General features: G+C 54.8%; 25 protein-coding genes and 1 riboswitch. Of the genes, 13 read left to right on the top strand and 12 right to left on the bottom strand.

Going from position 1 to position 25,731, the window contains the following annotated elements; translation table 11 throughout:
• Positions 1–87 precede the first annotated feature (87 nt).
• Positions 88–237: riboswitch (FMN riboswitch) on the top strand.
• Positions 238–348: 111 nt separating this feature from the next.
• Together ribB and ygiD are read left to right on the top strand one after the other, a co-directional pair.
• Positions 349–1,005, top strand: coding sequence for a 3,4-dihydroxy-2-butanone-4-phosphate synthase (ribB, locus tag AC6I8L_RS17015; RefSeq protein ID WP_034828370.1), 657 nt, complete (start codon positions 349–351; stop codon positions 1,003–1,005).
• 219 nt (positions 1,006–1,224) lie between these two features.
• Complete coding sequence (ygiD, locus tag AC6I8L_RS17010) at positions 1,225–2,010, top strand: 4,5-DOPA-extradiol-dioxygenase (RefSeq protein ID WP_058961942.1); 786 nt, start codon at positions 1,225–1,227, stop codon at positions 2,008–2,010.
• 37 nt (positions 2,011–2,047) lie between these two features.
• Here the strand turns inward: ygiD and AC6I8L_RS17005 are convergent, their stop codons facing one another.
• From AC6I8L_RS17005 to tolC, 3 genes are all read right to left on the bottom strand, one after another.
• Positions 2,048–3,211: a glutathionylspermidine synthase family protein gene (locus AC6I8L_RS17005; RefSeq protein ID WP_058961941.1), complete on the bottom strand. Its 1,164-nt coding sequence runs from the start codon at positions 3,209–3,211 to the stop codon at positions 2,048–2,050.
• Positions 3,212–3,219: 8 nt separating this feature from the next.
• Positions 3,220–3,909, bottom strand: coding sequence for a DUF1190 family protein (locus AC6I8L_RS17000; protein ID WP_058961940.1), 690 nt, complete (start codon positions 3,907–3,909; stop codon positions 3,220–3,222).
• A 141-nt stretch (positions 3,910–4,050) separates the two neighbouring features.
• On the bottom strand, positions 4,051–5,523 hold the full coding sequence (tolC, locus tag AC6I8L_RS16995) for an outer membrane channel protein TolC (RefSeq protein ID WP_058961939.1): 1,473 nt from the start codon (positions 5,521–5,523) through the stop codon (positions 4,051–4,053).
• Between the two features lie 212 nt (positions 5,524–5,735).
• On the opposite strand from tolC, the gene nudF reads away from it, so the two are divergent.
• The 6 genes from nudF to AC6I8L_RS16965 all read left to right on the top strand — a co-directional run bounded on the left by nudF (position 5,736) and on the right by AC6I8L_RS16965 (position 11,153).
• Positions 5,736–6,371, top strand: a complete 636-nt coding sequence (nudF, locus tag AC6I8L_RS16990; protein WP_058961938.1) for an ADP-ribose diphosphatase — start codon at positions 5,736–5,738, stop codon at positions 6,369–6,371.
• Positions 6,368–6,793 carry a DUF1249 family protein gene (locus tag AC6I8L_RS16985; RefSeq protein ID WP_034828381.1) on the top strand — a complete coding sequence of 142 codons (426 nt, stop codon included), beginning with the start codon at positions 6,368–6,370 and terminating at the stop codon, positions 6,791–6,793. Before nudF ends, AC6I8L_RS16985 begins: the two co-directional genes overlap by 4 nt.
• A 37-nt stretch (positions 6,794–6,830) precedes the next feature.
• Positions 6,831–7,658 (top strand): 3',5'-cyclic-AMP phosphodiesterase, encoded by an 828-nt coding sequence (gene cpdA, locus AC6I8L_RS16980; protein WP_058961937.1) that lies wholly within the window; start codon positions 6,831–6,833, stop codon positions 7,656–7,658.
• Positions 7,659–7,661: 3 nt separating this feature from the next.
• Positions 7,662–8,243 (top strand): esterase YqiA, encoded by a 582-nt coding sequence (yqiA, locus tag AC6I8L_RS16975; protein ID WP_058961936.1) that lies wholly within the window; start codon positions 7,662–7,664, stop codon positions 8,241–8,243.
• Between the two features lie 47 nt (positions 8,244–8,290).
• The gene (gene parE, locus AC6I8L_RS16970) at positions 8,291–10,186 is read left to right on the top strand and encodes a DNA topoisomerase IV subunit B (protein WP_058961935.1); all 1,896 of its coding nucleotides are present in this window, start codon (positions 8,291–8,293) and stop codon (positions 10,184–10,186) included.
• A 67-nt stretch (positions 10,187–10,253) separates the two neighbouring features.
• Positions 10,254–11,153, top strand: a complete 900-nt coding sequence (locus AC6I8L_RS16965) for a LysR substrate-binding domain-containing protein (protein WP_058961934.1) — start codon at positions 10,254–10,256, stop codon at positions 11,151–11,153.
• A gap of 32 nt (positions 11,154–11,185) precedes the next feature.
• Here the strand turns inward: AC6I8L_RS16965 and AC6I8L_RS16960 are convergent, their stop codons facing one another.
• Together AC6I8L_RS16960 and AC6I8L_RS16955 are read right to left on the bottom strand one after the other, a co-directional pair.
• Positions 11,186–11,494 (bottom strand): putative quinol monooxygenase, encoded by a 309-nt coding sequence (locus AC6I8L_RS16960; protein WP_058961933.1) that lies wholly within the window; start codon positions 11,492–11,494, stop codon positions 11,186–11,188.
• A 31-nt stretch (positions 11,495–11,525) separates the two neighbouring features.
• On the bottom strand, positions 11,526–12,107 hold the full coding sequence (locus AC6I8L_RS16955) for an NAD(P)H-dependent oxidoreductase (protein WP_034828398.1): 582 nt from the start codon (positions 12,105–12,107) through the stop codon (positions 11,526–11,528).
• Between the two features lie 163 nt (positions 12,108–12,270).
• Between AC6I8L_RS16955 and AC6I8L_RS16950 the strand changes: the two genes are divergently transcribed.
• On the top strand, positions 12,271–13,035 hold the full coding sequence (locus AC6I8L_RS16950; RefSeq protein WP_058961932.1) for a transporter substrate-binding domain-containing protein: 765 nt from the start codon (positions 12,271–12,273) through the stop codon (positions 13,033–13,035).
• 85 nt (positions 13,036–13,120) lie between these two features.
• Here AC6I8L_RS16950 and AC6I8L_RS16945 read toward each other — a convergent pair whose 3' ends face one another.
• The 6 genes from AC6I8L_RS16945 to AC6I8L_RS16920 form a co-directional block, all read right to left on the bottom strand.
• Complete coding sequence (locus AC6I8L_RS16945) at positions 13,121–13,984, bottom strand: ketose-bisphosphate aldolase (protein WP_034828403.1); 864 nt, start codon at positions 13,982–13,984, stop codon at positions 13,121–13,123.
• Positions 13,985–14,248: 264 nt separating this feature from the next.
• Positions 14,249–15,100, bottom strand: coding sequence for a class II fructose-bisphosphate aldolase (locus tag AC6I8L_RS16940; RefSeq protein WP_058961931.1), 852 nt, complete (start codon positions 15,098–15,100; stop codon positions 14,249–14,251).
• A 9-nt stretch (positions 15,101–15,109) separates the two neighbouring features.
• On the bottom strand, positions 15,110–16,201 hold the full coding sequence (locus AC6I8L_RS16935) for a PTS fructose transporter subunit IIC (protein ID WP_034828408.1): 1,092 nt from the start codon (positions 16,199–16,201) through the stop codon (positions 15,110–15,112).
• An 11-nt stretch (positions 16,202–16,212) separates the two neighbouring features.
• Positions 16,213–16,527: a PTS fructose transporter subunit IIB gene (locus AC6I8L_RS16930; protein WP_058961930.1), complete on the bottom strand. Its 315-nt coding sequence runs from the start codon at positions 16,525–16,527 to the stop codon at positions 16,213–16,215.
• 24 nt (positions 16,528–16,551) lie between these two features.
• Positions 16,552–17,022 carry a PTS sugar transporter subunit IIA gene (locus tag AC6I8L_RS16925; RefSeq protein WP_034828413.1) on the bottom strand — a complete coding sequence of 157 codons (471 nt, stop codon included), beginning with the start codon at positions 17,020–17,022 and terminating at the stop codon, positions 16,552–16,554.
• 18 nt (positions 17,023–17,040) lie between these two features.
• Positions 17,041–18,603 carry a BglG family transcription antiterminator gene (locus AC6I8L_RS16920; protein ID WP_058961929.1) on the bottom strand — a complete coding sequence of 521 codons (1,563 nt, stop codon included), beginning with the start codon at positions 18,601–18,603 and terminating at the stop codon, positions 17,041–17,043.
• Positions 18,604–19,014: 411 nt separating this feature from the next.
• Between AC6I8L_RS16920 and parC the strand changes: the two genes are divergently transcribed.
• The 3 genes from parC to ftsP all read left to right on the top strand — a co-directional run bounded on the left by parC (position 19,015) and on the right by ftsP (position 23,601).
• Complete coding sequence (gene parC, locus AC6I8L_RS16915) at positions 19,015–21,288, top strand: DNA topoisomerase IV subunit A (RefSeq protein WP_058961928.1); 2,274 nt, start codon at positions 19,015–19,017, stop codon at positions 21,286–21,288.
• 38 nt (positions 21,289–21,326) lie between these two features.
• Positions 21,327–22,064: a 1-acylglycerol-3-phosphate O-acyltransferase gene (locus AC6I8L_RS16910; RefSeq protein ID WP_058961927.1), complete on the top strand. Its 738-nt coding sequence runs from the start codon at positions 21,327–21,329 to the stop codon at positions 22,062–22,064.
• A 109-nt stretch (positions 22,065–22,173) separates the two neighbouring features.
• Positions 22,174–23,601 carry a cell division protein FtsP gene (ftsP, locus tag AC6I8L_RS16905; RefSeq protein ID WP_058961926.1) on the top strand — a complete coding sequence of 476 codons (1,428 nt, stop codon included), beginning with the start codon at positions 22,174–22,176 and terminating at the stop codon, positions 23,599–23,601.
• 156 nt (positions 23,602–23,757) lie between these two features.
• Here ftsP and dkgA read toward each other — a convergent pair whose 3' ends face one another.
• Positions 23,758–24,585: a 2,5-didehydrogluconate reductase DkgA gene (dkgA, locus tag AC6I8L_RS16900; RefSeq protein WP_034828419.1), complete on the bottom strand. Its 828-nt coding sequence runs from the start codon at positions 24,583–24,585 to the stop codon at positions 23,758–23,760.
• Between the two features lie 205 nt (positions 24,586–24,790).
• Here dkgA and AC6I8L_RS16895 point away from each other — a divergent pair, with 205 nt between their 5' ends.
• Positions 24,791–25,699 (top strand): AraC family transcriptional regulator, encoded by a 909-nt coding sequence (locus tag AC6I8L_RS16895; protein ID WP_058961925.1) that lies wholly within the window; start codon positions 24,791–24,793, stop codon positions 25,697–25,699.
• Positions 25,700–25,731 lie beyond the last annotated feature (32 nt).

The raw sequence follows: 25,731 nt of genomic DNA, 5'->3' as shown, positions 1-25,731 counted from the left end.
AAACCTGAATTCCGCATCGCAGTAAATGCAAAAGCATTTGCGCTTTTGTCGATTGCCCGTCCAGATGATTGGCGTTATAGTGACCTCGCTTATTCTCAGGGCGGGGCGAAATTCCCCACCGGCGGTAAATCAGCTTCGGCTGAAAGCCCGCGAGCGCTTTCACTGCAAAGTGAAAGGTCAGCAGATCCGGTGTAATTCCGGGGCCGACGGTTAGAGTCCGGATGGGAGAGGGTAACGACATCAGCCGGGCTTACGCCCGCGTCACGTTTTTGCCATGTGTATTATTTGCGCACTCCTAAGCACGCCCTGGTTCTGGTAACTCATATATTTTTTATAAGGTTTTTTACCATGAATCAGACGCTTCTTTCTGAATTTGGCACGCCGGAACAGCGTGTAGAACGCGCCATCGATGCGCTGCGTAACGGTCGCGGTGTGATGGTGCTCGACGATGAAAATCGTGAAAACGAAGGTGACATGATCTTTGCCGCCGAAACCATGACCGTAGAGCAAATGGCATTAACCATTCGCCACGGCAGCGGCATTGTCTGCTTGTGCATTACTGAAGAACGCCGCCAGCAGTTGGATCTGCCGATGATGGTAGAAACCAACACCAGCTCTTATGGCACCGGCTTCACCGTCACCATCGAAGCAGCGGAAGGCGTTACCACTGGCGTTTCTGCCGCTGACCGCGTCACCACCATTCGTGCCGCTGTGGCAGATGGCGCGAAACCGAGCGATCTCAACCGTCCAGGCCATGTCTTCCCGCTGCGCGCGCGCGAAGGCGGTGTGCTGACGCGTGGTGGTCACACTGAGGCCACCATCGATTTGGTGACATTAGCAGGCTTCAAACCCGCCGGTGTGCTGTGTGAATTGACCAATGACGACGGCAGCATGGCGCATGCGCCAGAAGCGATTGTGTTTGCCAAACAACACGATATGCCGGTCGTGACGATTGAAGACCTGGTGGCTTATCGCCGCGAGCGTGAAACGCGCCAGGCAAGCTAAGCCTCAGTTATCGTCATCAAAAGATCCGCGGCTTTCCAGGCTGCGGATTTTTTATAGCGCATAAGTACATCTTGAAACCCCATTTTCACCGTCCATCCACTCCGCCATTTCTTATTCAAATTCCCTGATAGAGATCATCACAGTTATCAGCGTTAATCCCGGCACGAAAGCGCGTATCGTAGCGGCTAATAAAGCGACACTTTCGTCAGAGGAACCATCATGAGCCACAACCGTATGCCCGCCCTGTTTTTAGGTCACGGCAGTCCGATGAATGTACTGGAAGACAATACCTATACCCGCGCATGGCAGCATCTGGGTGCAACATTGCCACGTCCGCGCGCCATTCTCGCGGTGTCGGCACATTGGTACACACGCGGTACGGCGGTGACGGCCATGCATAATCCTCGCACCATCCATGATTTTGGTGGCTTCCCGCAGGCGCTGTTTGATGTGCGTTATCCGGCTCCGGGCTCGCCAGAGCTGGCACAGCAAGTGATCGATCTGCTGGCACCGATTGACGTCCATGCCGACCAGGAGTGGGGATTTGATCACGGCTCATGGGGCGTGCTGGCAAAAATGTATCCGCAAGCCGATATCCCGGTGGTGCAGTTAAGTATCGATGGGACGCAATCGGCGCAATGGCACTTCGAATTAGGTCGCAAACTGGCGTCGCTGCGTGACGAAGGCGTGATGATCGTCGCCAGCGGTAACGTGGTGCATAACCTGCGGATGCTTCGCTGGCAGGGTGCCGCTACAAGCTATCCATGGGCAGAAAGCTTCAATGAATTTGTGCGTGAGAATTTGAGCTTTGCCGGTGAAGCAGCAGATCATCCGTTGGTGAATTATCTGCAGCATGAAGGTGCAGAGATGTCCAACCCAACGCCAGAACATTATCTGCCGTTGCTGTATATCCTAGGCGCGCGTGCCGAGGAGGAGTCGATCAGCATTCCGGTGGAAGGGATGGAGATGGGCGCAATCAGTATGCTTTCGGTGCAGGTCAGTTAATGCACTGGCCGCCCGCGTCTGACGGGCGGCACAGCATTTATTCGATAAAGGTATGAGGATAGAAGCGTGACAGATCCTGAGTGATCAGCGCGCGATCTTCACGAATGCCGATACCAGCAGGTTGATCGTCAATCAGCCAGCTACCGATCAAGGTGTAGCTGTCGCCGAACTTCGGCAACGGATGGAATTGCTGGATGATCATTCCCTCTTCGCCGTACGGACCGTCAGCACGGGCGATCTCCTGGCCGTTTTCAATGATGCGAATATTGGCGCCTTCACGTGAAAACAGCGGTTTCACCACGTACTTGTCCATCTGCGGGGCATTTTTGTCGTCGGCAAAGAAGGCGGGCAGCAGATTGGGATGGTCAGGAAACATTTCCCACAGCAGCGGCAGCAGCGCTTTATTCGAGATAATGCTTTTCCACGCCGGTTCTAACCAACGCACACCGGCATCTGCCAGCTTGGTGGAGAACACTTCACGCAGCATAAATTCCCACGGATAAAGCTTAAACAGGTTGCTGATCACCTGATCATGCTGATCGGTAAACTGGCCTCTTTCACCCAACCCAATTTCATCGATATACAGGAATTCATTCGGCAGGCCGGCTTCGGTGGCGCAATCCTGCATATACTGCACTGTGGCACGATCTTCTTCGGTGTCACGGCAGCAGGCAAAGTGCAGCCAGTTAAAACCGTGCTCCTGATGCAACGCGGCAAAGCGCTCAATCAACTTTTCCTGCAGGCTATTAAACTGGTCAATGCCTTGTGGCAGGTTGCCCGCATTGACTTGATCTTCCAGCCAGATCCACTGGAAAAAGGCGGCTTCATACAGTGAGGTCGGCGTGTCGGCGTTATTCTCCAGCAGCTTGGCATCGCCTTTACCGTCCCAGGCTAAATCCAGACGGGAATAGAGCGACGGCTGACGCAGCTTCCACGAGTCTCGTACGAAGTCCCAGGTGTGTTTGGGAATGCAGAAGCGGGTGAGCAGTTCATCACTGTTCACCACTTTTTCCACCGCCTGCAGACACATCTGATGCAGTTCAGCGGTGGTATCTTCTAATTGCTCAACCTGTGCGAGGGTGAACTGGTAGTAAGCGTCTTCACACCAATAAGGTTCACCGTACATGGTGTGAAACTGGAAGCCATATTCGTTGGCTTTTTCGCGCCAGTCCGGACGTTCGCTGATAGCAATACGTTGCATACTGCGGCTTAGCCTCCCATCGAGCGGCTGCTGCCAGTGCTGCTGCGATTGGTGCTGGTGGCATTGCTGCGCTGCAGGGTGTTTTGTTTCGCAACGCTCTCACCGAAGCCACCACGCGTGATGGTGGAGGTGGTCGCTGGCTTAGGTGCCATGGCGGTTTTCGGCACGTTCATGCTGCGGCCTGAGGTCGCTGCACCATAGTTTTTGCCGGAAGCATCGACAAACTGACCGTTAGCCGGGCTGTTCGGGGTTTTCGGTGAGAACAGCGGTTGCTGCGCAAAGCCCGCGCCGCCGCCCATCATGCGACCCATCATGTAACCGGCCATCAGCGGCATCCAGAAGCTACCGCTCTGCTGCGCTTCGGCATTGTTGGTGCTACCGACACCGGCCTGAGCAGGTGTTTGCTGGCACTGATTCTCACCGAACTCTGCGACGCAATCTTCGCGCGTGGCGTATTTCGGTGCGGTGCGTTCGGCTTCTTTCTTCGCATTGTTATACGCAGTGGTACATTGCGCGCCCTGGCTAGGGTTAGCTTTCGCACAATCATCCGCGTTTTGGTACAGCGATACTGTCTCATCGCTTTGTTCGCAGCCAGCCAGCATAAACACTGCGGTAACCGCGAGTGCCACTGGCGTTAAATGGCGTGCCTGCCAGCTTTTACGAAAAGCGGCATGACGAATATGTTTAGTCCGTTTCATTATTTTCATCCTGTGCCCAAAGGTGGGGCTTAGGATAGGTGATGAGTGGTGGAAAATGAAGCGAGAAGCCGGATGGCTGGGGGATCTTTACGTTGTTATACGTTTGAATGCGAAAGGGGCCGCAAGCGGCCCCTTAAGGGATTAATTACCGAAAGGATTTCCGCTGCTGTGCGCGGCAGCCGGGCGCGCTTTCGCGGCGGCTGAAGGTGCCGAAGTTTTCGGGCCATTATCGACACGTGAAGCCTGCTGGCTGTTTTCCGGTGCCACCACTTCAGGTGCGGTGGTGATTTCCTTGCCCAGCGTGCTGTTCAGCTGCTGCAGGTCCTGCTCATTCAACGTACCCAGCGCATATTTGATGTTCAGCTGGTTAATCAGGTAGCTGTAACGCGCATCAGAAAGTTGCTGTTTAGAGTTGAACAGGGTTGTGGTCGCATCCAGCACATCAACGATGGTACGGGTACCCACCTGATAACCGGCTTCCATCGCATCCAATGAGCTCTGAGCAGACACAACGGCCTGTTTGTAAGCATCGATGCTGCTGATAGACGCGTTAACGTTGTTGAACGAAGAACGCACGGTCTGGATCGCACTACGATGTGCGCCTTCCAGCTGTTCGCTGGCGGCAACAAAGTTGTACTGCGCCTGTTTCACCTGCGAAGTCACCGAACCACCGCTGTACAGCGGCAGGGAGAAGCTCAGGCCAACCTGGTTGGAACCCGTGATGGAGTCAGTGGTGCCAGAACTCTGGTTAGCACGGCTGCCGCCATATTTGCTGTTAGACACACCAGTAGAGGCAGTCAGATCCAGCGTTGGCATATGACCAGACTCAGCAGAGCGAATTTGCTCGCGCGCCAGGTCCTGGCTCAAACGTGCAGATAACAGGCTGAGATTGCGGCTTTCAGCCTGCTTCAGCAAGGAAGCAACGGCATCCGGGCGTGCGGTTTTGAAACGATCAATATTCAGTGAAGCCAGTGCCAGATAATCCATACCGGTAATCTGACGCAGCGATTCCACCGCGTTATCAAGGTTGTTACGCGCGGTCACTTCGTTGGCCAGCACGCTGTCGTACTGCGCACGGGCGTTCTGCACGTCAGTGATCGCCACCAGACCCACGTTGAAGCGTTGGGTGGTTTGATCCAATTCGCGGTAGATCGACTGTTTCTGCGCTTCTGTGTAAGAAAGGGTATCAATCGCCTTCAACACGTTGAAATACGCCGTTGCGGTATTCAGAATCAGATCCTGTTGTGCGACCTGATAAGTGACATCCTGAATCCCGGCGGTTTTTTCCTGCAGCGACAGCGCACGCCATTTCGACATATCGAAAATGGTTTGTGTTAATTGCAGAGAAGCGCTGGTCGTGTTGGAATGAAGACCGCTGCTGTCACGGTAACCGTTGTTATAGGTATAATCTGCGCCCAGACCGAGCTGTGGCAATAAAGGGCTACGCGCTTCGTTAATTTTCTCAAAGGCTGCATCACGGTCAGCGGCTGAAGCACGCAGATCCGGGTTGCTAAGGCGCGCCTGCTGGTAAACCTGCAACAGGTTCTCTGCCTGGCTGGCAAGGCTAAATCCGCCCAGGCTCAACCCAATAAAAAGTGGGAGCAGTTTTTTCATTTGCATTCCTTTTGTTGCAGCAAATTGCACTGGTAGTGCTGCAGGTAAGCCAAAAAATAATCGCCGATTCTACAGAGGCGGCGTCAGAGATAAGTTGGCTGAACGTGCCTTCTTCCCCTAATTTACGTAAATAATTCAGAAAGAACCACTCGGACGGAGCACAAGGGTTGGCTTTTCTTCGCTCCATCCCAATCTGCATAAGGAACCAGATGATGGCGGGTGAAAAAAAATCCCCTGTGACTTTCACAAAAAACGATGTAGAAATTATTGCACGCGATACACGCTACGATGGTTTTTTTTCCATTATTAGCTACCGTTTCCGCCATCGCCGCTTTAATGGCGAGATGAGCGGTGAGGTGGTACGCGAAGTTTTTGAGCGCGGACACGCCGCCGTGCTGCTACCCTATGATCCCTTACGCGACGAAGTGGTGCTAATCGAACAGATTCGCATCCCGGCTTATGATTCCAGCCCAACGCCCTGGCTGCTGGAAATGGTGGCCGGTATCATTGAACCCGGTGAAACGCCGGAAGATGTGGCGCGTCGCGAAGCCGGAGAAGAAGCAGGCCTCAAGGTCGGGCGTGTGAAACCGATAGTGAATTACTTAGCCAGCCCAGGCGGAACGTCTGAACGTTTGTCGGTGCTGGTGGGCGAAGTGGATGCCAGCCTGGCAGAGGGAAATCACGGGCTGGAGGAAGAGAATGAGGATATTCTTGTCCATGTGGTGAGCCGCGAACAGGCTTATCGCTGGGTGGAAGAGGGGATTATTGATAACGCGGCATCTGTCATCGCCCTGCAATGGCTGGCGTTGCACCATGAAAAACTACGACAAGAGTGGAAGCTAAAATGAAACAGCGCTATACCCCTGACTTTCCCGAAATGATGCGATTGTGCGAAACCAATTTCGCCCAACTGCGTCGCCTGCTGCCGCGTGATGACGAGGCAGGCGCGTCGGTGATCTATCAGGTGAGCGGCGCCCGTTATCAGCTGACTATTCAAGAGTCGACGCGTTATACCACGCTGGTGGAGATTCGCCAGGTGGCCCCGGCAGTAAGTTACTGGAGCCTGCCATCCATGTCCGTTCGGCTGTACCATGATGCGATGGTCGCTGAAGTGTGTTCCACTCAGCAGATCTATCGCTTCAAAGCGCGCTATGATTACCCTAATAAAAAACTGCATCAGCGCGATGAAAAACATCAGATTAACCAGTTTCTTGCAGATTGGTTGCGCTATTGTCTGGCGCACGGTGCTGTAGCAGTGCCGGTCTGCTGATAGCATACAACTATGGCGTGGAGAGAAAGGAAACGCTTTGGATAGCCTGCTTACTCTTCCTGCGGCAAATGGGGCCGATATCAGGATTTTACAAATCACGGACACCCATCTTTTTGCAGGAAAACATCAATCGCTGCTTGGGGTGAATACCTGGTCGAGTTTTGATGCGGTGCTGGACGCCATCATGGCACAACAGCGCGATTATGATTTGATTATCGCCACTGGCGATCTCGCCCAGGATCACACCGTCGAAGCTTATCAACACTTTGTAGCGGGCATTTCACGCCTGCCGAAACCGTGTGTCTGGCTGCCAGGGAATCACGATTTTCAGCCCGCGATGGTCAATACACTTGCCGATGCCGGAATCGCTTCCGATAAACATGTGCTGTTGGGTGAGCACTGGCAGTTGGTGCTGCTGGATAGTCAGGTCTTTGGTGTGCCGCATGGCATGTTAAGCGAATACCAACTCGAGTGGCTCGACAAGGCGCTGCGCCAGCATCCTGAGCGCCATACGCTGGTGCTGCTGCACCATCATCCGCTCGCTTCCGGCTGTACCTGGCTGGATCAGCATAGCTTGCGCAATCCCCATCAATTAGAAGCGGTGCTGCAACACTTCCCGCGTGCGCGTAATCTGGTGTGTGGCCACATTCATCAGGAATTAGATCTCGACTGGCATGGTCGTCGCGTGCTGGCTTCTCCTTCGACCTGCGTGCAGTTCAAACCGCATTGCACCAACTTCACCATCGATAACGTCGCACCAGGTTGGCGCTGGTTAACTCTGAAGGCAGATGGCTTACTGGAGACCGAAGTGAATCGTCTGCAAAGCGATCTGTTCCGCCCCGATTTAGATTCCGAGGGCTACTAAGCGATGGCGGCGCTGATCTATCTGCACGGATTCAACAGCTCACCGCAATCGGCCAAAGCCACACAACTGCAGCAGTGGGTAGCCCAACATCATCCGCACATTAATGTTCTGGTGCCGCAGCTGCCCACGTTCCCCGCCGAAGCCGCCAGCATGCTGGAAGAACTGGTGATGCAGTATGCCGGTGAACCGCTCGGCCTGGTGGGATCGTCGCTCGGGGGCTACTTCGCTACCTGGCTCTCGCAATGCTTTATGCTGCCTGCGGTGGTGGTCAATCCAGCGGTGCGCCCGTTTGAGCTGCTGGTGGATTATCTCGGCGAGAACCGTAATCCCTACACCGGCCAGCAATATGTGTTAGAGTCACGCCACATTTACGATCTGAAAGTCATGCAGATTGACCCTCTCGAAGCGCCCGATTTACTCTGGCTGCTGCAACAGACCGGCGATGAAGTACTCGATTACCGCCAGGCGCTGGAATACTACAGCGCATGCCGCCAAACGGTCGAAGAGGGTGGCAATCATGCTTATATCGGATTCGAACGCCATTTTGCGCAGATCATTGATTTTCTGGGATTAAATGCTCCCTGATTGCTGCGAGATGGACCCCTATTCCTATTGCTAATCAGACAGTTACGATGAGCCAATCAAGTTATAATGCCGATGCCATTGAGGTCTTAACCGGCCTTGAACCGGTGCGTCGTCGTCCGGGGATGTACACCGATACCACGCGCCCAAACCATCTGGGCCAGGAAGTGATCGATAACAGTGTCGATGAGGCGCTGGCGGGTCACGCCAGGCGCGTGGAAGTGATCCTGCATGCGGATCAGTCACTGGAAGTCATTGATGACGGTCGCGGCATGCCGGTAGATATCCATCCGGAAGAGGGAGTGCCAGCGGTTGAGCTGATTCTTTGCCGTCTGCATGCGGGCGGTAAATTCTCCAACAAAAACTACCAGTTCTCCGGCGGCTTGCATGGCGTGGGGATTTCGGTGGTTAACGCCCTGTCAAAACGTGTTGAAGTCACCGTGCGCCGTAACGGCGAGGTCTACGATATTGCCTTCGAAAATGGCGATAAAGTGCAGGATCTGACGGTGACCGGCACGGTCGGCAAACGTAACACTGGCACGCGCGTGCATTTCTGGCCGGATGAGAGTTTCTTCGACAGTCCACGCTTCTCGGTGTCGCGCCTGACGCATGTGTTGAAAGCCAAAGCGGTGCTGTGTCCGGGCGTGGAGATCGTGTTTAAAGACAAGGTCAATGATACCGAGCAGACATGGCTCTATCATGGCGGCCTCTCTGATTACTTATCAGAAGCAGTCAACGGCCTCCCTACCTTGCCGGAAAAACCCTTTGTCGGCAGCTTCGCGGGTGATGTGGAAGCGGTGGATTGGGCGTTACTATGGCTACCAGAAGGCGGCGAACTGCTGACCGAAAGCTACGTGAACCTGATTCCCACCATGCAAGGCGGGACGCACGTTAACGGTCTGCGTCAGGGCTTGCTGGATGCGATGCGTGAGTTCTGCGAGTTCCGCAATATCCTGCCACGCGGCGTGAAACTGTCTGCGGAAGATATTTGGGATCGCTGCGCCTACGTGCTGTCGGTCAAAATGCAGGATCCACAGTTCGCCGGTCAAACCAAAGAGCGTCTCTCTTCGCGTCAGTGCGCGGCATTTGTCTCGGCTATCGTGAAAGATGCTTTCAGCTTGTGGTTGAACCAGAACGTGCAAGCCGCCGAAATGCTTGCCGAACTGGCGATCTCCAGTGCCCAGCGTCGTATGCGCGCGGCCAAGAAAGTGGTGCGTAAAAAGCTCACCAGCGGACCGGCACTGCCGGGCAAACTGGCCGACTGTAGCGCACAGGATCTGAATCGCACCGAACTCTTCCTGGTGGAAGGGGACTCCGCAGGTGGATCGGCCAAGCAGGCGCGCGATCGTGATTATCAGGCGATCATGCCGCTTAAAGGTAAGATCCTGAACACCTGGGAAGTCTCATCGGATGAAGTGCTGGCCTCGCAGGAAGTGCACGACATCTCGGTGGCGATCGGTATCGATCCCGACAGTGAAGATCTGAGCCAGCTGCGTTACGGCAAGATCTGTATCCTTGCGGATGCGGACTCCGATGGCTTACATATCGCCACCTTGTTGTGTGCGCTGTTTGTGAAGCACTTCCGCTCGCTGGTGCAACATGGCCATGTTTATGTCGCCATGCCACCGCTGTATCGCATCGATCTCGGCAAAGAAGTCTTTTACGCATTGGATGAAGACGAGAAAGAGGGCGTGCTGGAGCAGCTGAAGCGCAAGAAAGGCAAACCGAACGTACAGCGCTTCAAAGGTCTGGGTGAGATGAACCCGCTGCAGCTGCGTGAAACCACGCTCGACCCGAACACGCGCCGTCTGGTACAGCTGACGGTCAGCGATGATGATGTCGAGCAGACGCTGCGCGTGATGGACATGCTGCTGGCGAAGAAACGTTCTGAAGATCGCCGTAACTGGCTACAGGAAAAAGGCGACCTCGCCGACCTGGAAGCTTGATGACCTGGGACGCTGCGGCGTCCCTTGTTATTTGGGCAAGCCAAACATTTTTACCGGGGAAAGGAACGTGAAAATCACACTGGAAGAGCTACGCGCCTGGGTGGCGGTGGTGGATACCGGCTCAATCACAGCGGCGGCCGAGCAGCTCGATCAAACCAGTTCTGGTATCAGCCGGGCGCTGAGTCGGCTGGAAAGCAAATTACAAACCACGCTAATGCACCGCACCACGCGGCGTCTCGCGCTCACCGAGGAAGGCTTGATCTTCCTCGATCATGCGCGCCAGATCCTTTCGTCGGTAGAAAGGGCGGAAGAGCAGATCGCCCAACGTCGCGATATCCCCTCTGGCAGATTGCGCATCAATGCCAACGCCCCCTTTATGCTGCATGTAATCGTGCCGCTGGTGGCGGAATTTCGACAGCGGTACCCGCTGATTCAGCTGGAGTTGAATACCGACGACATCATGATCGATTTGCTGGAGCAGCAGACCGATATCGCGATTCGTGTCGGGGAGCTGCGTGATTCTACGCTGCGTGCCCGCGTGCTGGGCAGCAGCGCCACGCGTTTAGTGGCGAGCCCGGCTTACCTGCAGCAGTATGGCAGCCCGGAATCAGTTGAGGCGTTGTCAGCCCATCAGCTTTTGGGATTCAGCCAGCTGGATGCGCATAACGTCTGGCCCGTATGGCAGCGTGAAGGTGAGTTTTTGCAAATTAAACCCACGTTGTCGGCTTCCAGCGGAGAAACCCTACGTCAGCTGGCGCTGGCAGGCCAGGGTATTGCACGTTTATCTGATTTTGTCAGCCGTAAAGATCGTGAGCGGGGTGATTTAGTGCAGGTGCTGGAGCAGGAAACGCGTGAATGGCGTCTGCCGGTTCATGCTGTGTATTACCGCAACCAGTCACTCACCTCGCGCATTACCTGTTTTCTCGATTTTCTGCGCGAGAAGATTGAACAAGATCGCCTGCTATAAAAAAGCCCCTGCACAAGCAGAGGCCTGGACGATTAACGAACCGGCTCTAATACCAGGATCTTCACATCCACCACATCGTCTTTAATCGTGGCGCGATGCGCATCCATATGCGGCATTTGCTGATGCTGCTCAAGATGGCGCAGCGATTCCCACTGCTCCAGCATGAAAATGGAATCTGGGGAATTCTGCTTCCACGGCACCTGCGCCTGATGGTCAACCAGCGCGTCATACTGATGGCAACCCTCTTCTTCCAGCACGGTGGGGATCAATTTATTGATGGCATCCAGCACCACATGACGGCGGCCTGGCTTGACGCAAATTTCTGCAACGACGGTTAACATAACGCTTCCTCTTTTCCCGGTGTGCTTACAGTTAAGCAAAGATCTGGCTGAGATGAGTCCGATAACGTTCGATATCGCGCGGCACGTCCGGCATCTTGATCACATCGTTACAGATAAAGGTCGGTAAACCTTCCATGCCAAGGAACTGGTTGGCTTTGTGGAAGTGCAGATAGAGACCATCCACGCCCACGCCTTCGAAGAACTGCTCAGGGTCATTAAACGCTTCCAGCGGTGCGTTCCACGTCAGCGACAGCATGTATTTTTTGCCCTGAATCAGACCGCCTGAACCGTACTTTTTGCCCGCGTCGCTGCGCGTACGACCATCGCTGGCATACAGTGAGCCATGGCCTTCAGTGAACACGTCATCAATGTACTTTTTCACCGTCCACGGCTCGCCCATCCACCAGCCAGGCATCTGATAAATCACCACATCGCTGTCGAGATATTTTTGCACTTCTTCTGCCACGTTGTAGTCGCTGTCAGCAAGGGTGACCACTACGTTATGGCCCAGATCGCGCAGTTGGCTGGCCGCCACGTCAGTGAGGGTGTGGTTGAGTTCGCCTTTCGAGTGGGCAAAGGTTTTGCCGCCGTCGATGATTAAAATATTGCTCATGGATGATTCGCTCCGTTTCCCGTTGATAGCGCACACTGTACGCGCGCAGGCGAAGCAAAAAAATGCGTGATTGATCACAAGACTTTTGCTAATAAAGCAACAATGCGCAGGGCTATGCAACAATCCGCGCGCAAACCAACATCAACATAAAAAAGAAGAAACCATGAAAACCGCGATACTGAGTGCATTACTTCTGGTGAGTGGCGCTGCGTCGGCGCAATCCCACCTCGACGAGATTCGTAGCAGTAAAACCCTGAAAGTCTGTACCACGGGAGACTACAAGCCTTACACCTATCTGCGCAGCGATGGGCAGTATGAAGGGCTGGATATCAGCATGGCGCAGTCACTGGCGGCAAGTCTGGGTGCCAAAGTGCAGTGGGTGCCAACCACCTGGAAAACCATGAGTGACGATTTCGTGGCGAAGCAGTGTGATATCGCGCTGGGTGGCGTGTCCGTTACCTTAAAACGCCAGCAGATTGCCTGGTTTGCCGAGCCGCTGGGTGTGGATGGCAAAATCCCGCTGGTGCGCTGTGATGATAAAGACAAATACCAAACCGTCGCGCAGATCAACAAGCCGAGCGTGCGGGTGATTGAACCGGCTGGCGGCACGAATGAAGCCTTTGTGCACAGCCACTTACCGCAGTCGACGCTGCAACTGGCCGATAACGTCGGTATTTTCCAGCAGCTGGTGGATAAGAAAGCCGATGTGATGATTACGGATGCGTCCGAAGCATTGTTCCAGATGAAGCACTACCCGACGCTGTGCGCCATCAATCCGGGTAAGCCGATGCAGTATGGTGAAAAAGCCTACATGATTCCGCGTGATGATATGAGCTGGAAACTGTATGTCGATCAGTGGCTACATCTCAGCACCGCCACCGGCGAATATGCGCAGATCGCCTCGCAGTGGCTGGGTGTGATTAAGTAAACTCAGGCCTGATGCATCGCGCCGCTACTGGAGCGGCGCGATTATTGCGTGGCTCAAAAGGGGCAACATGGCCCCATTCGGGTACTCAGCGATATAAACTCGCTTTACCCAATCCACCAAACAGATTCATCTTGTAGCGAATCACTGCTTTGGCGGCGGTAATCGCTTCCGGATAAATCACATTGGGATCCCACCAGGTTTCACGCGCCAGAATTTCGCGCAGTTTAGCGAAGTAGGCGTACTTCATATCGCTGGAAATATTGATTTTGCCCACGCCGAGGGTCACCGCCTCAGCAATCTCCGCATCCGGGTTAGCAGAACCCCCGTGCAGCACCAGCGGAATATCGGTGCGTTGGGCAATATCCTTCAGAATATGCATCTGCAGTTCCGGCTTCATATCTTTTGGATAGATACCGTGTGCGGTGCCAATTGCCACTGCCAATGTATCGACGCCGGTGCGTTGGATAAAATCTTCTGCCTGCGCCGGTTCGGTATAGATCACTTTGCTAACGCCACCTTCCACGGTGGTGCCGGTATCACCAATGGTGCCGAGTTCACCTTCCACCGACACACCCACCGAATGCGCCAGCTTCACCACCTCTTTGGTCAGCGCCACGTTCTCTTCGTACGGCAGCAGTGATCCATCGATCATCACCGACGTAAATCCACATTGGATGGCGCGCAGCACCTGCGCAATCGATGCACCGTGGTCGAGGTGAATGGTGAAGGGCACTTTGCTCTTCAGCGTGCGTTCCCGTACATAGCCAAAGAATTCATCGGTCACAAACTCCAGCTCACTCGGGTGAATCGAGATGATCGCCGGGGTGTTAGTGGCTTCGGCTTCCTCCACCACGGCACGGATAAAGCAGCTGTCTGCTACGTTAAATGCGCCGATGGCGTAGCGGTGTTCACGAGTCGGTGCCAACATCTCTTTCATTGAAATCAACATGTTAATATTTCCTCAACGTGAGTTTTACCAGAGCCGACGCGTGCGCCGACCCGATGATGGATAAAAAGGGAAATGCTTCTGCATCCTGTTGCTGCACGACTTATCGCGCGGTATCTTGCCGCTGCTTTAAATCACGATGATCGAAGCGGCTTTTCAGGTGCGTATAAATGCGTCAAATCACGTGCGTTCGTTTCAGCGCTACGCTTAAATGCGTACCCTACGGGTCCCCGTTGGGGTGCCATTTAGGGTGAGCGCGCCCGAGCACTACGCTTTGCCAGCCGATCCCGACCAGCCCAGATACTCAATCACCACTTCACGGCAGGCGGATTCCATCAGCCCAAGCAGATCGGCCAGTTCCGCGTGCGGATGCTGTTTCAGCGCCTGCTCAACCGCGTTTTTACCGGCATCAAACACGGCGGCACCGACGTTAATCTTCGCCACACCATGCTGACCAACGCGGCGAATATCCTCGGCGGGTGTGCCCGAACCGCCATGCAGTGCCAATGGTCGTGTTGAGACCGCATGCAGCTCCTGCAAGCGCTGGAAATCAATCTTCGGCTTCACGCCTGCCGGATAAAGGCCGTGCGCGGTGCCCACCGAAATCGCCAGCAAATCGATATCGGTTTGTTCGATAAACGGCAGCACGTCGGCAACCTGCGTCATCTTCACGGAGGCATCGGCTAACTCGTAGGTCGGCGCATCGGCGATATGCCCCAACTCGCCTTCGACGCAAACGCCAGCGGTGTGCGCCATCTTCACTACCGCTGCGGTCTGGCGAATATTTTCGGCCAGCGGATCGGCAGAGGCATCGATCATCAGCCCGGTGAACCCGGCGCGGAATGCCTGACCAATCAGCGGAAAGGCCTTGCCGTGGTCCAGCGCCAGGGCAACCGGTACCGTGGCGTCTTTCGCCAGCGCCTGCACCAGCGGCACGGCCACAGCAGGAGGGAAGTGCGTGCTGTGACCCTGATAGACATTCAATATCAGCGGTGCGCGCTGCTGTTCGGCGGCCTGAATCGCCGCCCGCGCGGTTTCAAGGTTGAAGCAGTTAATCGCCAGCACGGCATACTGCTGTTTGGCAGCGGCCTGAATCAGGTCGTTCATCATGGCAAACATGGTGGCTCCTTATTCCAGTGTGAATTTGATCTCTTCGTCGCGGACGCCGGGGGCTTCCACGTCATCGAACTCTTCATCTGCCTGCGTCACCGGTTTTTTCATCAGCGACAGCATCACGCCGCACACCACGGTGCCGATACCCAGCGCCAGACAGAACATCAGCGGTTTGGTGAACAGCGGCACCACAAACATCCCGCCATGCGGCACCGGTGCTTCCACGCCCCACACCATAATCAGCCCACCGGCGATGGCAGAGGCCACCACACAGCTGCCGACCACACGCAGCAGGTCACGCGCCGCAATCGGAATCACCCCTTCGGTAATCATGCAGATACCCATCGGGAAGGCGGCTTTCAGCGCCTCTTTCTCCGCTTTGGTGTACTTATGGCGCGTCAGCAGATACGACAGCGTGATGCCAAACGGCGGAATCATTGAGCCGACGAACTTCACTGCTTCCGGGCCATAAATCCCGTCGACCAGCATGCCGTCGGCGAACAGCGACATGGTTTTGTTGATGGGGCCGCCGAAGTCAAAAGTCGCCATCGCACCCAGCACCGCACCCAGCACAAACTTCGATCCGCCCTGCATCGATTCCAGCAGATGAATCAGCGCCTTCTGCAGCCAGACAATCGGCTGGCCAATAAAGGTCATCATCAACAGACCGGCGATGATGGTGCTCAACACCGGCAGCACCATTATCGGCATCAACCCCTGCATCGACTGCGGCAGCTTAATGGTGCGGCGCAACAGCAATACCGTGTAACCCACCAGGAAGCCGCCGAGCATACCGCCAATAAAACCGGTGCCGATCTGCCCGCAGATAAAACCGACGATCAAACCGGGCGCAAAGCCGGGACGATCGGCGATGGAGTAGGCGATGGCCGCGCTGATCAGCGGCACGATCAAGCCCATGCCCCAGCCGCCGATCTGATTCAACATCCAGGCGATAGTGCCGGTTTGCTTGCCGACATCCGGCCCGCCAATCACCTGGCCGAGCGCGATACAGATCCCGGCGGCGACGATCAGCGGGATCATCCAGGATATCCCGGTGAGCAGATGGCCTTTGATCTCTTGTCCGTACTGACGTTTGTTGTCGTTCATGATGGATCTCCTCAGGCACGCGCCAGTGAATCCGCCACTTTTTCGAGGAATTTCACCGGTGACTTGATCACCACTTCGGTTTTCACTCGTACGATGGGTTTGCCCTGAAAGCGTTCTTCACCGTTGATCTTCACATCAATGGCGAGGATCACCACGTCAGCGGCAGCGATGTCTTCACGCGTCAACGAGGTTTCAGTGCCGATGGTGCCCTGGGTTTCAACGTGGATGGTGTGGCCCAGTGCATGAGCGCCTTTGATCAGTTTTTCACGCGCAATATAGGTATGCGCGATGCCTGCCGTGCAGGCCGCTACACAGACGATATTCATGTGTCACCTCAAAAAGTTAGGGGATTAACAGAGGTCGGTTTCGGCGTACTGGCTAAACAGCCGGATGATATTGCTGGGGTCGTTTTCCACCAGCAGTTGGGCTATCACCTCATCATCGGCCAGCGCGCTGGCCACCTGCGACAACAGGCGAATATGGGTGGTGTTCTGATCTTCCAGTCGCACCGCGAACAGGATGATGCAGCGCACCTGGCTGCCATCGAGCGTTTCCCAGGGGATATCCTGTTGGGTACGACCAATGGCTAATGTGGTGTGTTGGACGGCGGAAGACTTGCCGTGCGGAATGGCAACGTGGTTTTCGAACCCGGTTGAGCCCTCAGCTTCACGCAGCCAGACATCTTCAATAAAGGCTGCACGATCGGTGATGGCGCCGTCCTGATACAGCAGATCGGTCAGTTCGTTGATCACTTCTTCTTTGGTGGTGGCGGTGAGCGCCAGGTTAACGCGGCGTGGCGTCAGAATGCGGGAAATGTCCATGGGTTTTACCTCATTCAATTAATGTTCAGCCAACGCGCATTGCGCGCCGTCCGGCAGCTGGCTGCCAATCATGGCGTCAGTGACCCGCCGGATATCGTCATCGTTAAAAAATGCACTCACATACACTGCCGGAATAGGCCCGGCGTTGAGATGGATAGTGGTGATCACTAAATCCACTGTCTGGTTCTGACAAAACGCGGCGTGATTGCTGGCGGAGACGACACCCGCGATTTCCCAGTCAGGGAATGCCCGCAAGATGCGGCTTTTCAGCAGATGCGACGTCCCCACGCCGCTGGAACACACCACCAGAATGCGTTTATGGGCAATTTGCCGCTCCAGCGCGGCCTGGAAATGCACGCAGAGATAACCGATTTCGTCGTCAGCCACTGGCGAAAGCCCGTAAGTGCGAGCGGTTAATTGCATCGCCTGGTGCGTTAACGAAAATATGCCTTTCATTTCCTGCTGAATATCCTCCAGCAGCGGATTGCGAATATGAATATGATATTTGAGTCGATTTAATAGTGGCTTTATATGCACCAGTAAGCCGTCAAATAATAATCGGTCCTGCGCTAAATCTTGCTGAATAAAGGCTGCGAAACGATCAATTAATTCACAGGTTATTTTTACGGACTCTGCGGTGCAGAATTGATTATGCATCGGCGCATTATCGCCGCGCTCTTCCACCACAATGCCGGATGACACGATATATTGATAAATAAAACCCACTTCATCGGCGGGCAGGGCACAGCACATCCGCTGTTCAATCTGCGTCACCATTTGCTGGGCAATCAGTAAAATGCGCTGATCGAGATCCTGCATTGTGGCCAGAGTTGCCAGTGCCAGCGCATTCCCCTGCGCCATCCGGTGCATCATGATCAGAATATGGGTGCAGAGATTCAGATACCAGGCATCGCCCAGCGGGTAACTGAGTTGCTGCTCCATCTGTTGCAGCAGTGTCTGCACAAAAGCCACATCCTCATCGCCAAAATAATGCACCAGTGCCTGCTGGCTGCCGGGATCGAGACGTGGCAACAGCGGCGTTCCGGCAACGTTTTGCTGCATCACATCATTGATCAGGGAGACCATTGCCTGACGCAGCGCCTGTTCGTTACCTTCGATATGGGTGCCACCTGGCCCACGTTGCAGCGTCAAACCCAACGGCTGCAGCCACTCTTCAATCACTTTCAGGTCATTCACAATCGAGGCGTGGCTGATAAAATAGCGTTCCGACAGCTTACTGATGGAGGTCGCACGCGGGGCGTCACTCAGCAACTGCGAGGCAATTTTTACTCGGCGGCTGTTTTGCCCCAGCGCATCGGCACTGCTTTCATCGCCGTTGAGTTGCTGCTCCAGTTGCAGGCGCTGCTGGATATCATCAACCCGCAAACGCACGCCGCGGCCTGGGGTTTTCTCCAGCGTCAGTGACCAGCTACCAAGCCAGCTTTCCAGCCACTGCAAGTCGCGCTGAATCGTCTTTTCTGACACGCCCAACTGTAGGGCTAATTCTCTGATCGGCTGCGGTGCAGCATGTTGCAACAGCAGTTTGACTAAACGGTGTTGTCGCGAAGTCAGTATTTGCATTCGGTCACCCTTTATTTTGGCAAAGCGTTTTTAAGATTATTTCCTCGTTATCTATTTCTTAATGCCAGAAATCAGGAGCGCAATATTGATGTCTTATGGAGTATAAATTTAGGAAAGGACGGTGTAAGCAACAATACTAAATGTTGTCCATGATTACGGACAGCTTTAATACACCTGAAATAGTTAATAATTAATTGCGATCCTGCTCACATATTAATGGGAATATTGATTGTGATATTGATCTCATTCCTTTTTCATTTTCCAACCGATATCACGTTATTTAATGCCATACGATTCTGCCTGCGGTCATTGGCTTCCCTGTGACTAACTCGCACGAATAAGGTACTATCCTCGCCAAATGAGCGCCGGATGCCCCGCCGTTGCGGGCCACGAAGTGAGGATGCGAGCTTAATGAGCGAATTGACGCAGGATGGTGCAGAGCGTCTTGCCCTGCACAAATTTACGGAAAACGCGTACCTGAACTACTCCATGTACGTGATCATGGACCGCGCACTGCCGTATATCGGCGATGGCCTCAAGCCGGTGCAGCGCCGAATTGTATACGCGATGTCGGAACTGGGCCTCAATGCCAGCGCCAAATTCAAAAAATCTGCCCGTACCGTCGGTGACGTATTAGGTAAATACCATCCGCATGGCGACAGCGCCTGTTATGAAGCGATGGTGTTGATGGCACAGCCGTTCTCCTATCGCTACCCGCTGGTGGATGGTCAGGGCAACTGGGGTGCGCCGGACGATCCCAAATCCTTCGCCGCGATGCGTTACACCGAGTCACGCCTCTCCAAATATGCCGAGATTTTGCTGGGTGAGTTGGGACAAGGCACGGTCGATTACATCCCGAACTTTGACGGCACCATGCAGGAGCCGAAGATGTTGCCGGCTCGTCTGCCGAATATCCTGCTGAACGGCACCACCGGTATCGCCGTGGGCATGGCCACCGATATCCCACCGCACAACCTGCGTGAAGTGGCGGAAGCGGCGGTGAAGCTGATCGACAAACCCAACACCACGCTGGATGAGTTGCTGGATATTGTGCAGGGCCCGGATTATCCGACCGAAGCCGAGATCATCACGCCGCGCAGCGAGATCCGTAAAATCTACCAAAGCGGGCGCGGTTCGATCCGTCAGCGCGCGGTGTGGAAGAAAGAAGATGGCGATGTGGTGATCACTGCACTGCCGCACCAGGTTTCCGGTGCGCGCGTGCTGGAGCAGATCGCTAACCAGATGCGCAATAAAAAGCTGCCGATGGTGGAAGATCTGCGTGATGAATCCAACCACGAGAACCCAACGCGTCTGGTGATTGTGCCACGCTCGAATCGTGTGGATGTGGAGCAGGTGATGAATCATCTGTTTGCCACCACCGATCTGGAAAAGAGCTATCGCGTTAACCTGAATATGATTGGGCTGGATAACCGTCCGGCGGTGAAAAACCTGCTGGAGATCCTGTCTGAATGGCTGGTGTACCGTCGCGATATCGTGACGCGCCGCCTGAACTATCGTTTAGAGCGCGTGCTGCGCCGCCTGCATATCCTCGAAGGTTTGCTGGTGGCGTTCCTCAACATTGATGAAGTGATTCACATCATCCGTACCGAGGACGAGCCTAAGCAAGTGCTGATGTCGCGCTTTGAACTCAGCGATACGCAAGCCGAATCCATTCTGGAACTGAAACTGCGCCATCTCGCCAAACTGGAAGAGATGAAGATTCGTGGTGAGCAGGCGGAGCTGGAGAAAGAGCGCGATCAACTGCAGGCGATTCTGGCGTCCGAACGCAAGATGAGCAACCTGCTGAAGAAAGAATTGCTGGCAGATAGCCAGACCTACGGTGACGATCGCCGTTCACCGCTGCATGAGCGTGAAGAAGCTAAAGCGCTGAGCGAAACCGAGCTGGTGAGTGCCGAGCCGGTGACGATTGTGCTGTCGCAGATGGGCTGGGTGCGCAGCGCCAAAGGCCACGATATCGATCCAACCGGTCTCAGTTACAAAGCCGGTGACAGTTACCTCGCCGCCGCACGCGGTAAGAGCAATCAGCCAGTGGCCTTTATCGACTCCACCGGCCGTAGTTATACGCTGGATCCGACCTCGTTGCCGTCGGCGCGCGGGCAGGGCGAGCCGCTAACCGGCAAACTGACGCCACCGCCAGGTGCCGCGTTTGAACAGGTGCTGATGGAAGCGGACGACCAAAAACTGTTGATGGCCTCCGATGCGGGTTACGGCTTTATCTGTACCTTTGCCGATTTGATTTCGCGCAACCGCGCCGGTAAAGCGCTGCTAACGTTGCCAGACAATGCCAAAGTGATGACGCCAATGGCGGTGCATTCGGGCGATGATATGCTGCTGGCGATTACCCAGGCCGGACGTATGTTGATGTTCCCGGTGGGCGATCTGCCACAGATGTCGAAAGGCAAAGGTAATAAAATCATCTCTATTCCATCAGCGGATGCCGCTGCGGGCGTGGATAAGCTGCAGTGGTTGCTGATTCTGCCGCCGGTCAGTTCGATTACCCTGTATGTCGGCAAGCGTAAGCTGATCATGCGCGATGAAGATCTGCAAAAAGTGCGTGCCGATCGCGGTCGTCGTGGCAGCGTGTCGCGTGGCCTGCAGCGCATTGATAGCGTGGAAGTGAACGCGCCAGCGCGCCCGAAAAGTGACGCCAGTAGCGAAGAATAAGACTGACCAGGCAATGGATTGCCCAACTTGAGGAAGCTATGTTACTAATTTTACGCACGATTATTGTTATCGTTTATTCGATTTTGGTGTGCATCTTCGGCAGTATCTGGTGTTTGTTCTCACCGCGTAATCCTCGCCATGTGGCGACGTTCGGCCACATGTTTGGTCGCCTGTCGACGGTGTTTGGCGTCAAAGTCGAGCTGCGCAAACCCGCCGACGCGGAGAGCTATGGCAATGCGATTTACATTGCCAACCATCAGAACAATTACGACATGATCACGGCGGCGAAGATCGTGCAGCCGACCACGGTCACCGTCGGCAAAAAGAGCCTGCTGTGGATCCCATTCTTTGGTCAACTCTACTGGCTGACCGGTAATTTGCTGATTGACCGTGATAACCGCGCCAAAGCGCATGGCACCATCGGTGAACTGGTCGAGCAGTTTAATAAAAAGAAGATTTCATTCTGGATGTTCCCGGAAGGTACCCGCAGCCGTGGCCGTGGTTTACTGCCGTTTAAAACCGGTGCGTTTCATGCTGCAGTGGCAGCAGGTGTGCCGATCATCCCTGTGGTGGTGTCGAATACCCACGGCAAAGTGAAACTTAATCGCTGGAACAACGGCCTGGTGATTGTTGAAATGCTGCCGCCAGTGGATACCAAACAGTTTGAAACCACCTCGGTGCGCAAATTAGCCACCCACTGCCGCGAATTAATGTCTGCTAAGCTGGAAGAATTGAACGCCGAAGTCGCCGAACGCGAAAAAAACGGTAAACTCTAGCCATCCACGGGGTAGAAACGCTGCCCCGTGCTCATCACAGCAAAAACTCACTAACAAGAACAACATGGACACGGCGTCTTCACGCCCCGCTCAAAAGGTCTGAAGTTTTATGTCTTGCAGCAGACGTCAGTTTATTCAGCTTTCCGCCGGTGTTGCGCTGGCGACCAGTAGCATGCCTTATGCCGCCTACGCTGCGGCTCCGATGGGCGATGTGCCGCTTCCTGTTCCGCCACTGCTTGAGTCTCGCCGTGGCCAACCGCTCTTTCTGACGCTGCAACGCAGCCATTGGTCATTTAGCGGTAATAACAATAAAGTGCCGGTCTGGGGTATTAATGGCCTGTACCTCGGTCCCACGGTGCGAGTCTACAGCGGCGATGACGTGAAGTTGATTTACAGCAACCGTCTCAACGAACCGGTGGCGATGACGGTAAGTGGATTGCAGGTGCCGGGTGCCTTAATGGGCGGTGCACCGCGCATGATGTCAGCCGGCGTTGACTGGGCGCCGGTATTGCCGGTTCGTCAGGGGGCATCGACCTTGTGGTATCACGCCAATACGCCAAATCGTATGGCGCCACACGTCTACAACGGCCTGGCGGGCATGTGGCTGATTGAAGATGACGTCAGCAAAGCGCTGCCGCTGCCCAAACACTATGGCGTTGATGACTTCCCGCTGATTATCCAGGACAAGCGTCTCGATAACTTTGCCACGCCGGTTTATAACCCACCATCAGACGGCGGTTTCCTCGGGGATACGTTGCTGGTCAACGGCGTGCAGAATCCGTATGTCGAGGTGTCGCGTGGTTGGGTGCGTCTGCGCCTGTTGAATGCTTCGAACGCGCGTCGCTTTGATTTGAGCTTCTCGGATAATCGTCCGTTTACCGTGATTGCCAGCGATCAAGGCTTCCTGCCTGCGCCCGTTGCGGTGCAAACGCTGTCGCTGGCACCCGGTGAACGCCGTGAAGTGCTGGTGGATATGTCGCAGGGCGATGAAGTCTCGATTACGGCAGGGACTGCGGCGGGCCTGATGGATCGCCTGCGTGGTCTGTTTGAACCTTCCTCCATCCTCGCCAACACGCTGGTTCTGAGCCTGCGGCCAACCGGCTTACTGCCGCTGGTTACCGACAATCTGCCGATGCGTTTATTAGCGGATCAGATTCTGGATGGCGTGGCGGTGCGCACGCGCGAATTCCGCATTGGCGACAGTGTGCCGGGCATCAATGGCGCACTGTGGGACATGAGCCGCATCGACACCACGGTGCAGCAGGGCACCTTTGAACGCTGGATTATCCATGCCGATCGCCCGCAATCGCTGCATATTCAGGGCGTGATGTTCCTGATCAAAAGCGTCAATGGCGCACAGCCGATGGGCGAAGATCGCGGCTGGAAAGATACGGTGTGGGTGGATGGTGATGTGGAGTTGCTGGTGAGCTTCCCGCAGAGTTCGTCGGATCACTTCCCGTTTGTCTACTACAGCCAGACGCTGGAATTAGCCGACCGCGGCACGGCGGGGCAGTTGCAGGTCAATCCGGTGCCATAAGAAAAAAGGTGCGCAGTGATGCGCACCTTACAACAGATCGTCAAATCGACAGGGTCACGATTCATAGCAACCCGCACATGACCGCATGGCTGTTGTGAAGCCAATGCAGGCGAGTACGGAATGGCCGTATCCGCCTGACGATTAAACGGTGCCAACTTAGCCGTTAAAGCTCTCCGGATCCGGCCCCAAACGATTTCCTTTATCCAGCTTAGTGATCTCGCTGATCTCGGGTTTTTCCAGTCTGAAGTCGAACACCTGGAAGTTTTCACGAATACGTTCCGGCGTCACCGATTTTGGAATCACCACTAATCCGCTATCCAGATGCCAGCGAATCACAATCTGCGCTGGCGTCTTACCGTATTTCTTCGCCAGTTCGCGGATGATCTCCTGATCGAATACTCCTTTACCGCCTTGCGCCAGCGGGCTCCAGGATTCGGTTTGGATCTGATGCAGTGCGTTCCAGGCATGCAGGGTGCGCTGTTGCAGCATCGGGTGCAGCTCAATCTGGTTCACCACCGGCGAGACGCCTGTTTCATCGATCAGGCGTTTGAGATGGGCTTCATGGAAGTTACAGACGCCAATGCTTTTGGTTAAGCCCTGCTGTTGCAGCTCAATCATCTTTTTCCAGGCCTCAACGTAGTGATCTTTTTCCGGGCACGGCCAGTGCATCAGATAGAGATCGACGCTCTCCAGTTGCAGCTTCTTCAGGCTGGTCTCAATCGCCTGCTGACCGTTCTGCTGGTCGTCATTCCACAGTTTGGTGGTAATGAAAATGTCTTCGCGTGCGACATCGGTGTCCTGCAGTGCCTGACCGACGGCTTCCTCATTTTTGTAGATGGCGGCGGTATCAATCGAGCGATAGCCTACTTTTAGGGCCTCGACAATCGCCGCCCGGGCATCCTCGATACTCGCTTGCCAGACACCGAGTCCGAGTTGCGGCATCATATTGCCGTCGTGCAGTTTGATAATGGGTTGCTCTGCCATAGTTGCTCCTTATCTGTCGCAGTGACTTACCGTAAAAGCGCTGTGGTTAAGTCTAGTCAACAAACTCAACCGCAGGATCATTGTGGCAATCACCTCGCCCTTTTACCCTGGTCATTTCTGCCAGAATCTTGCCTGATTCTGCTGAAGGGTGGAGCTTTGAGCAGCATTGCGGCACACTGATTTTTTGGCTGCCTGAGAGTGATCCATGCCGAACGATGCCCTTTGCCGCCAGCTGGCGCAGCGCGTAACCGCGCTAATGAATGATGCGCGTAAGCCGCTGTGCGCTGTGGAAAACGTCAAGCTCATCTACGCCTGCGAAACGCTTCCGCGCACGCCGATGATGTATCAACCCGGCATTGTGATTCTTTTTCAGGGACGTAAAACCGGTTATCTCGGCAGCACGGTGTTTCATTACGACGCCACGAAGTATTTGATGCTGACCGTACCGCTGCCGGTGGAGTGCGAAACCGAAGCCACTCCGGAAGAGCCGTTGGCCGGCATGTGCCTGAGCGTGGATATCGCCAGCTTGCAGGATCTGTTGATGGATATTGGCGACGACGAACAATTTCAGCCGCAGTTGCAGACTTCCGGTATCCATTCGGCGTTTATGAGTGAAGAGATGCTGTGCGCTGCCGAGCGTTTGCTGGATGCGATGAGCCATCCGCGTGATGCGCGCGTGCTGGGCCCACAGCTGGTGCGGGAAATTATCTACTACGTGCTCACCGGCCCGATTGGCGGTGCGCTACTGTCGCTGGTGAATCGTCAGACCCAGTTCAGCCAGATTGCGCGCGCCTTACGACGCATCGAAAGCCATTTCGCCGAAAGCCTCAGCGTCGATATGCTGGCAGCCGAAGTGAACATGAGCGTTTCGGCGTTTCATCACAACTTTAAAGCCGTGACCCAAACCTCGCCGTTGCAATACCTCAAGCGCTATCGTCTGCATCAGGCGCGCTTGATGATGTTGCAGGATGGGATGAAAGCCAGTGCGGCAGCGGTGCGCGTGGGCTATGAAAGCCCTTCGCAGTTTTCGCGGGAGTTTAAACGCTATTTCGGCGTGACGCCGGGAGAGGAAGCCAGCCGCGTGCGCCAAACGTTGCCGTTTGACGCTGCCTGAACCAATGCAGATAAATGTGTATTTAACGAAAT

Source organism: Type-E symbiont of Plautia stali (assembly GCF_059731115.1).
This window is presented reverse-complemented; position numbering and strand designations above follow the sequence as displayed.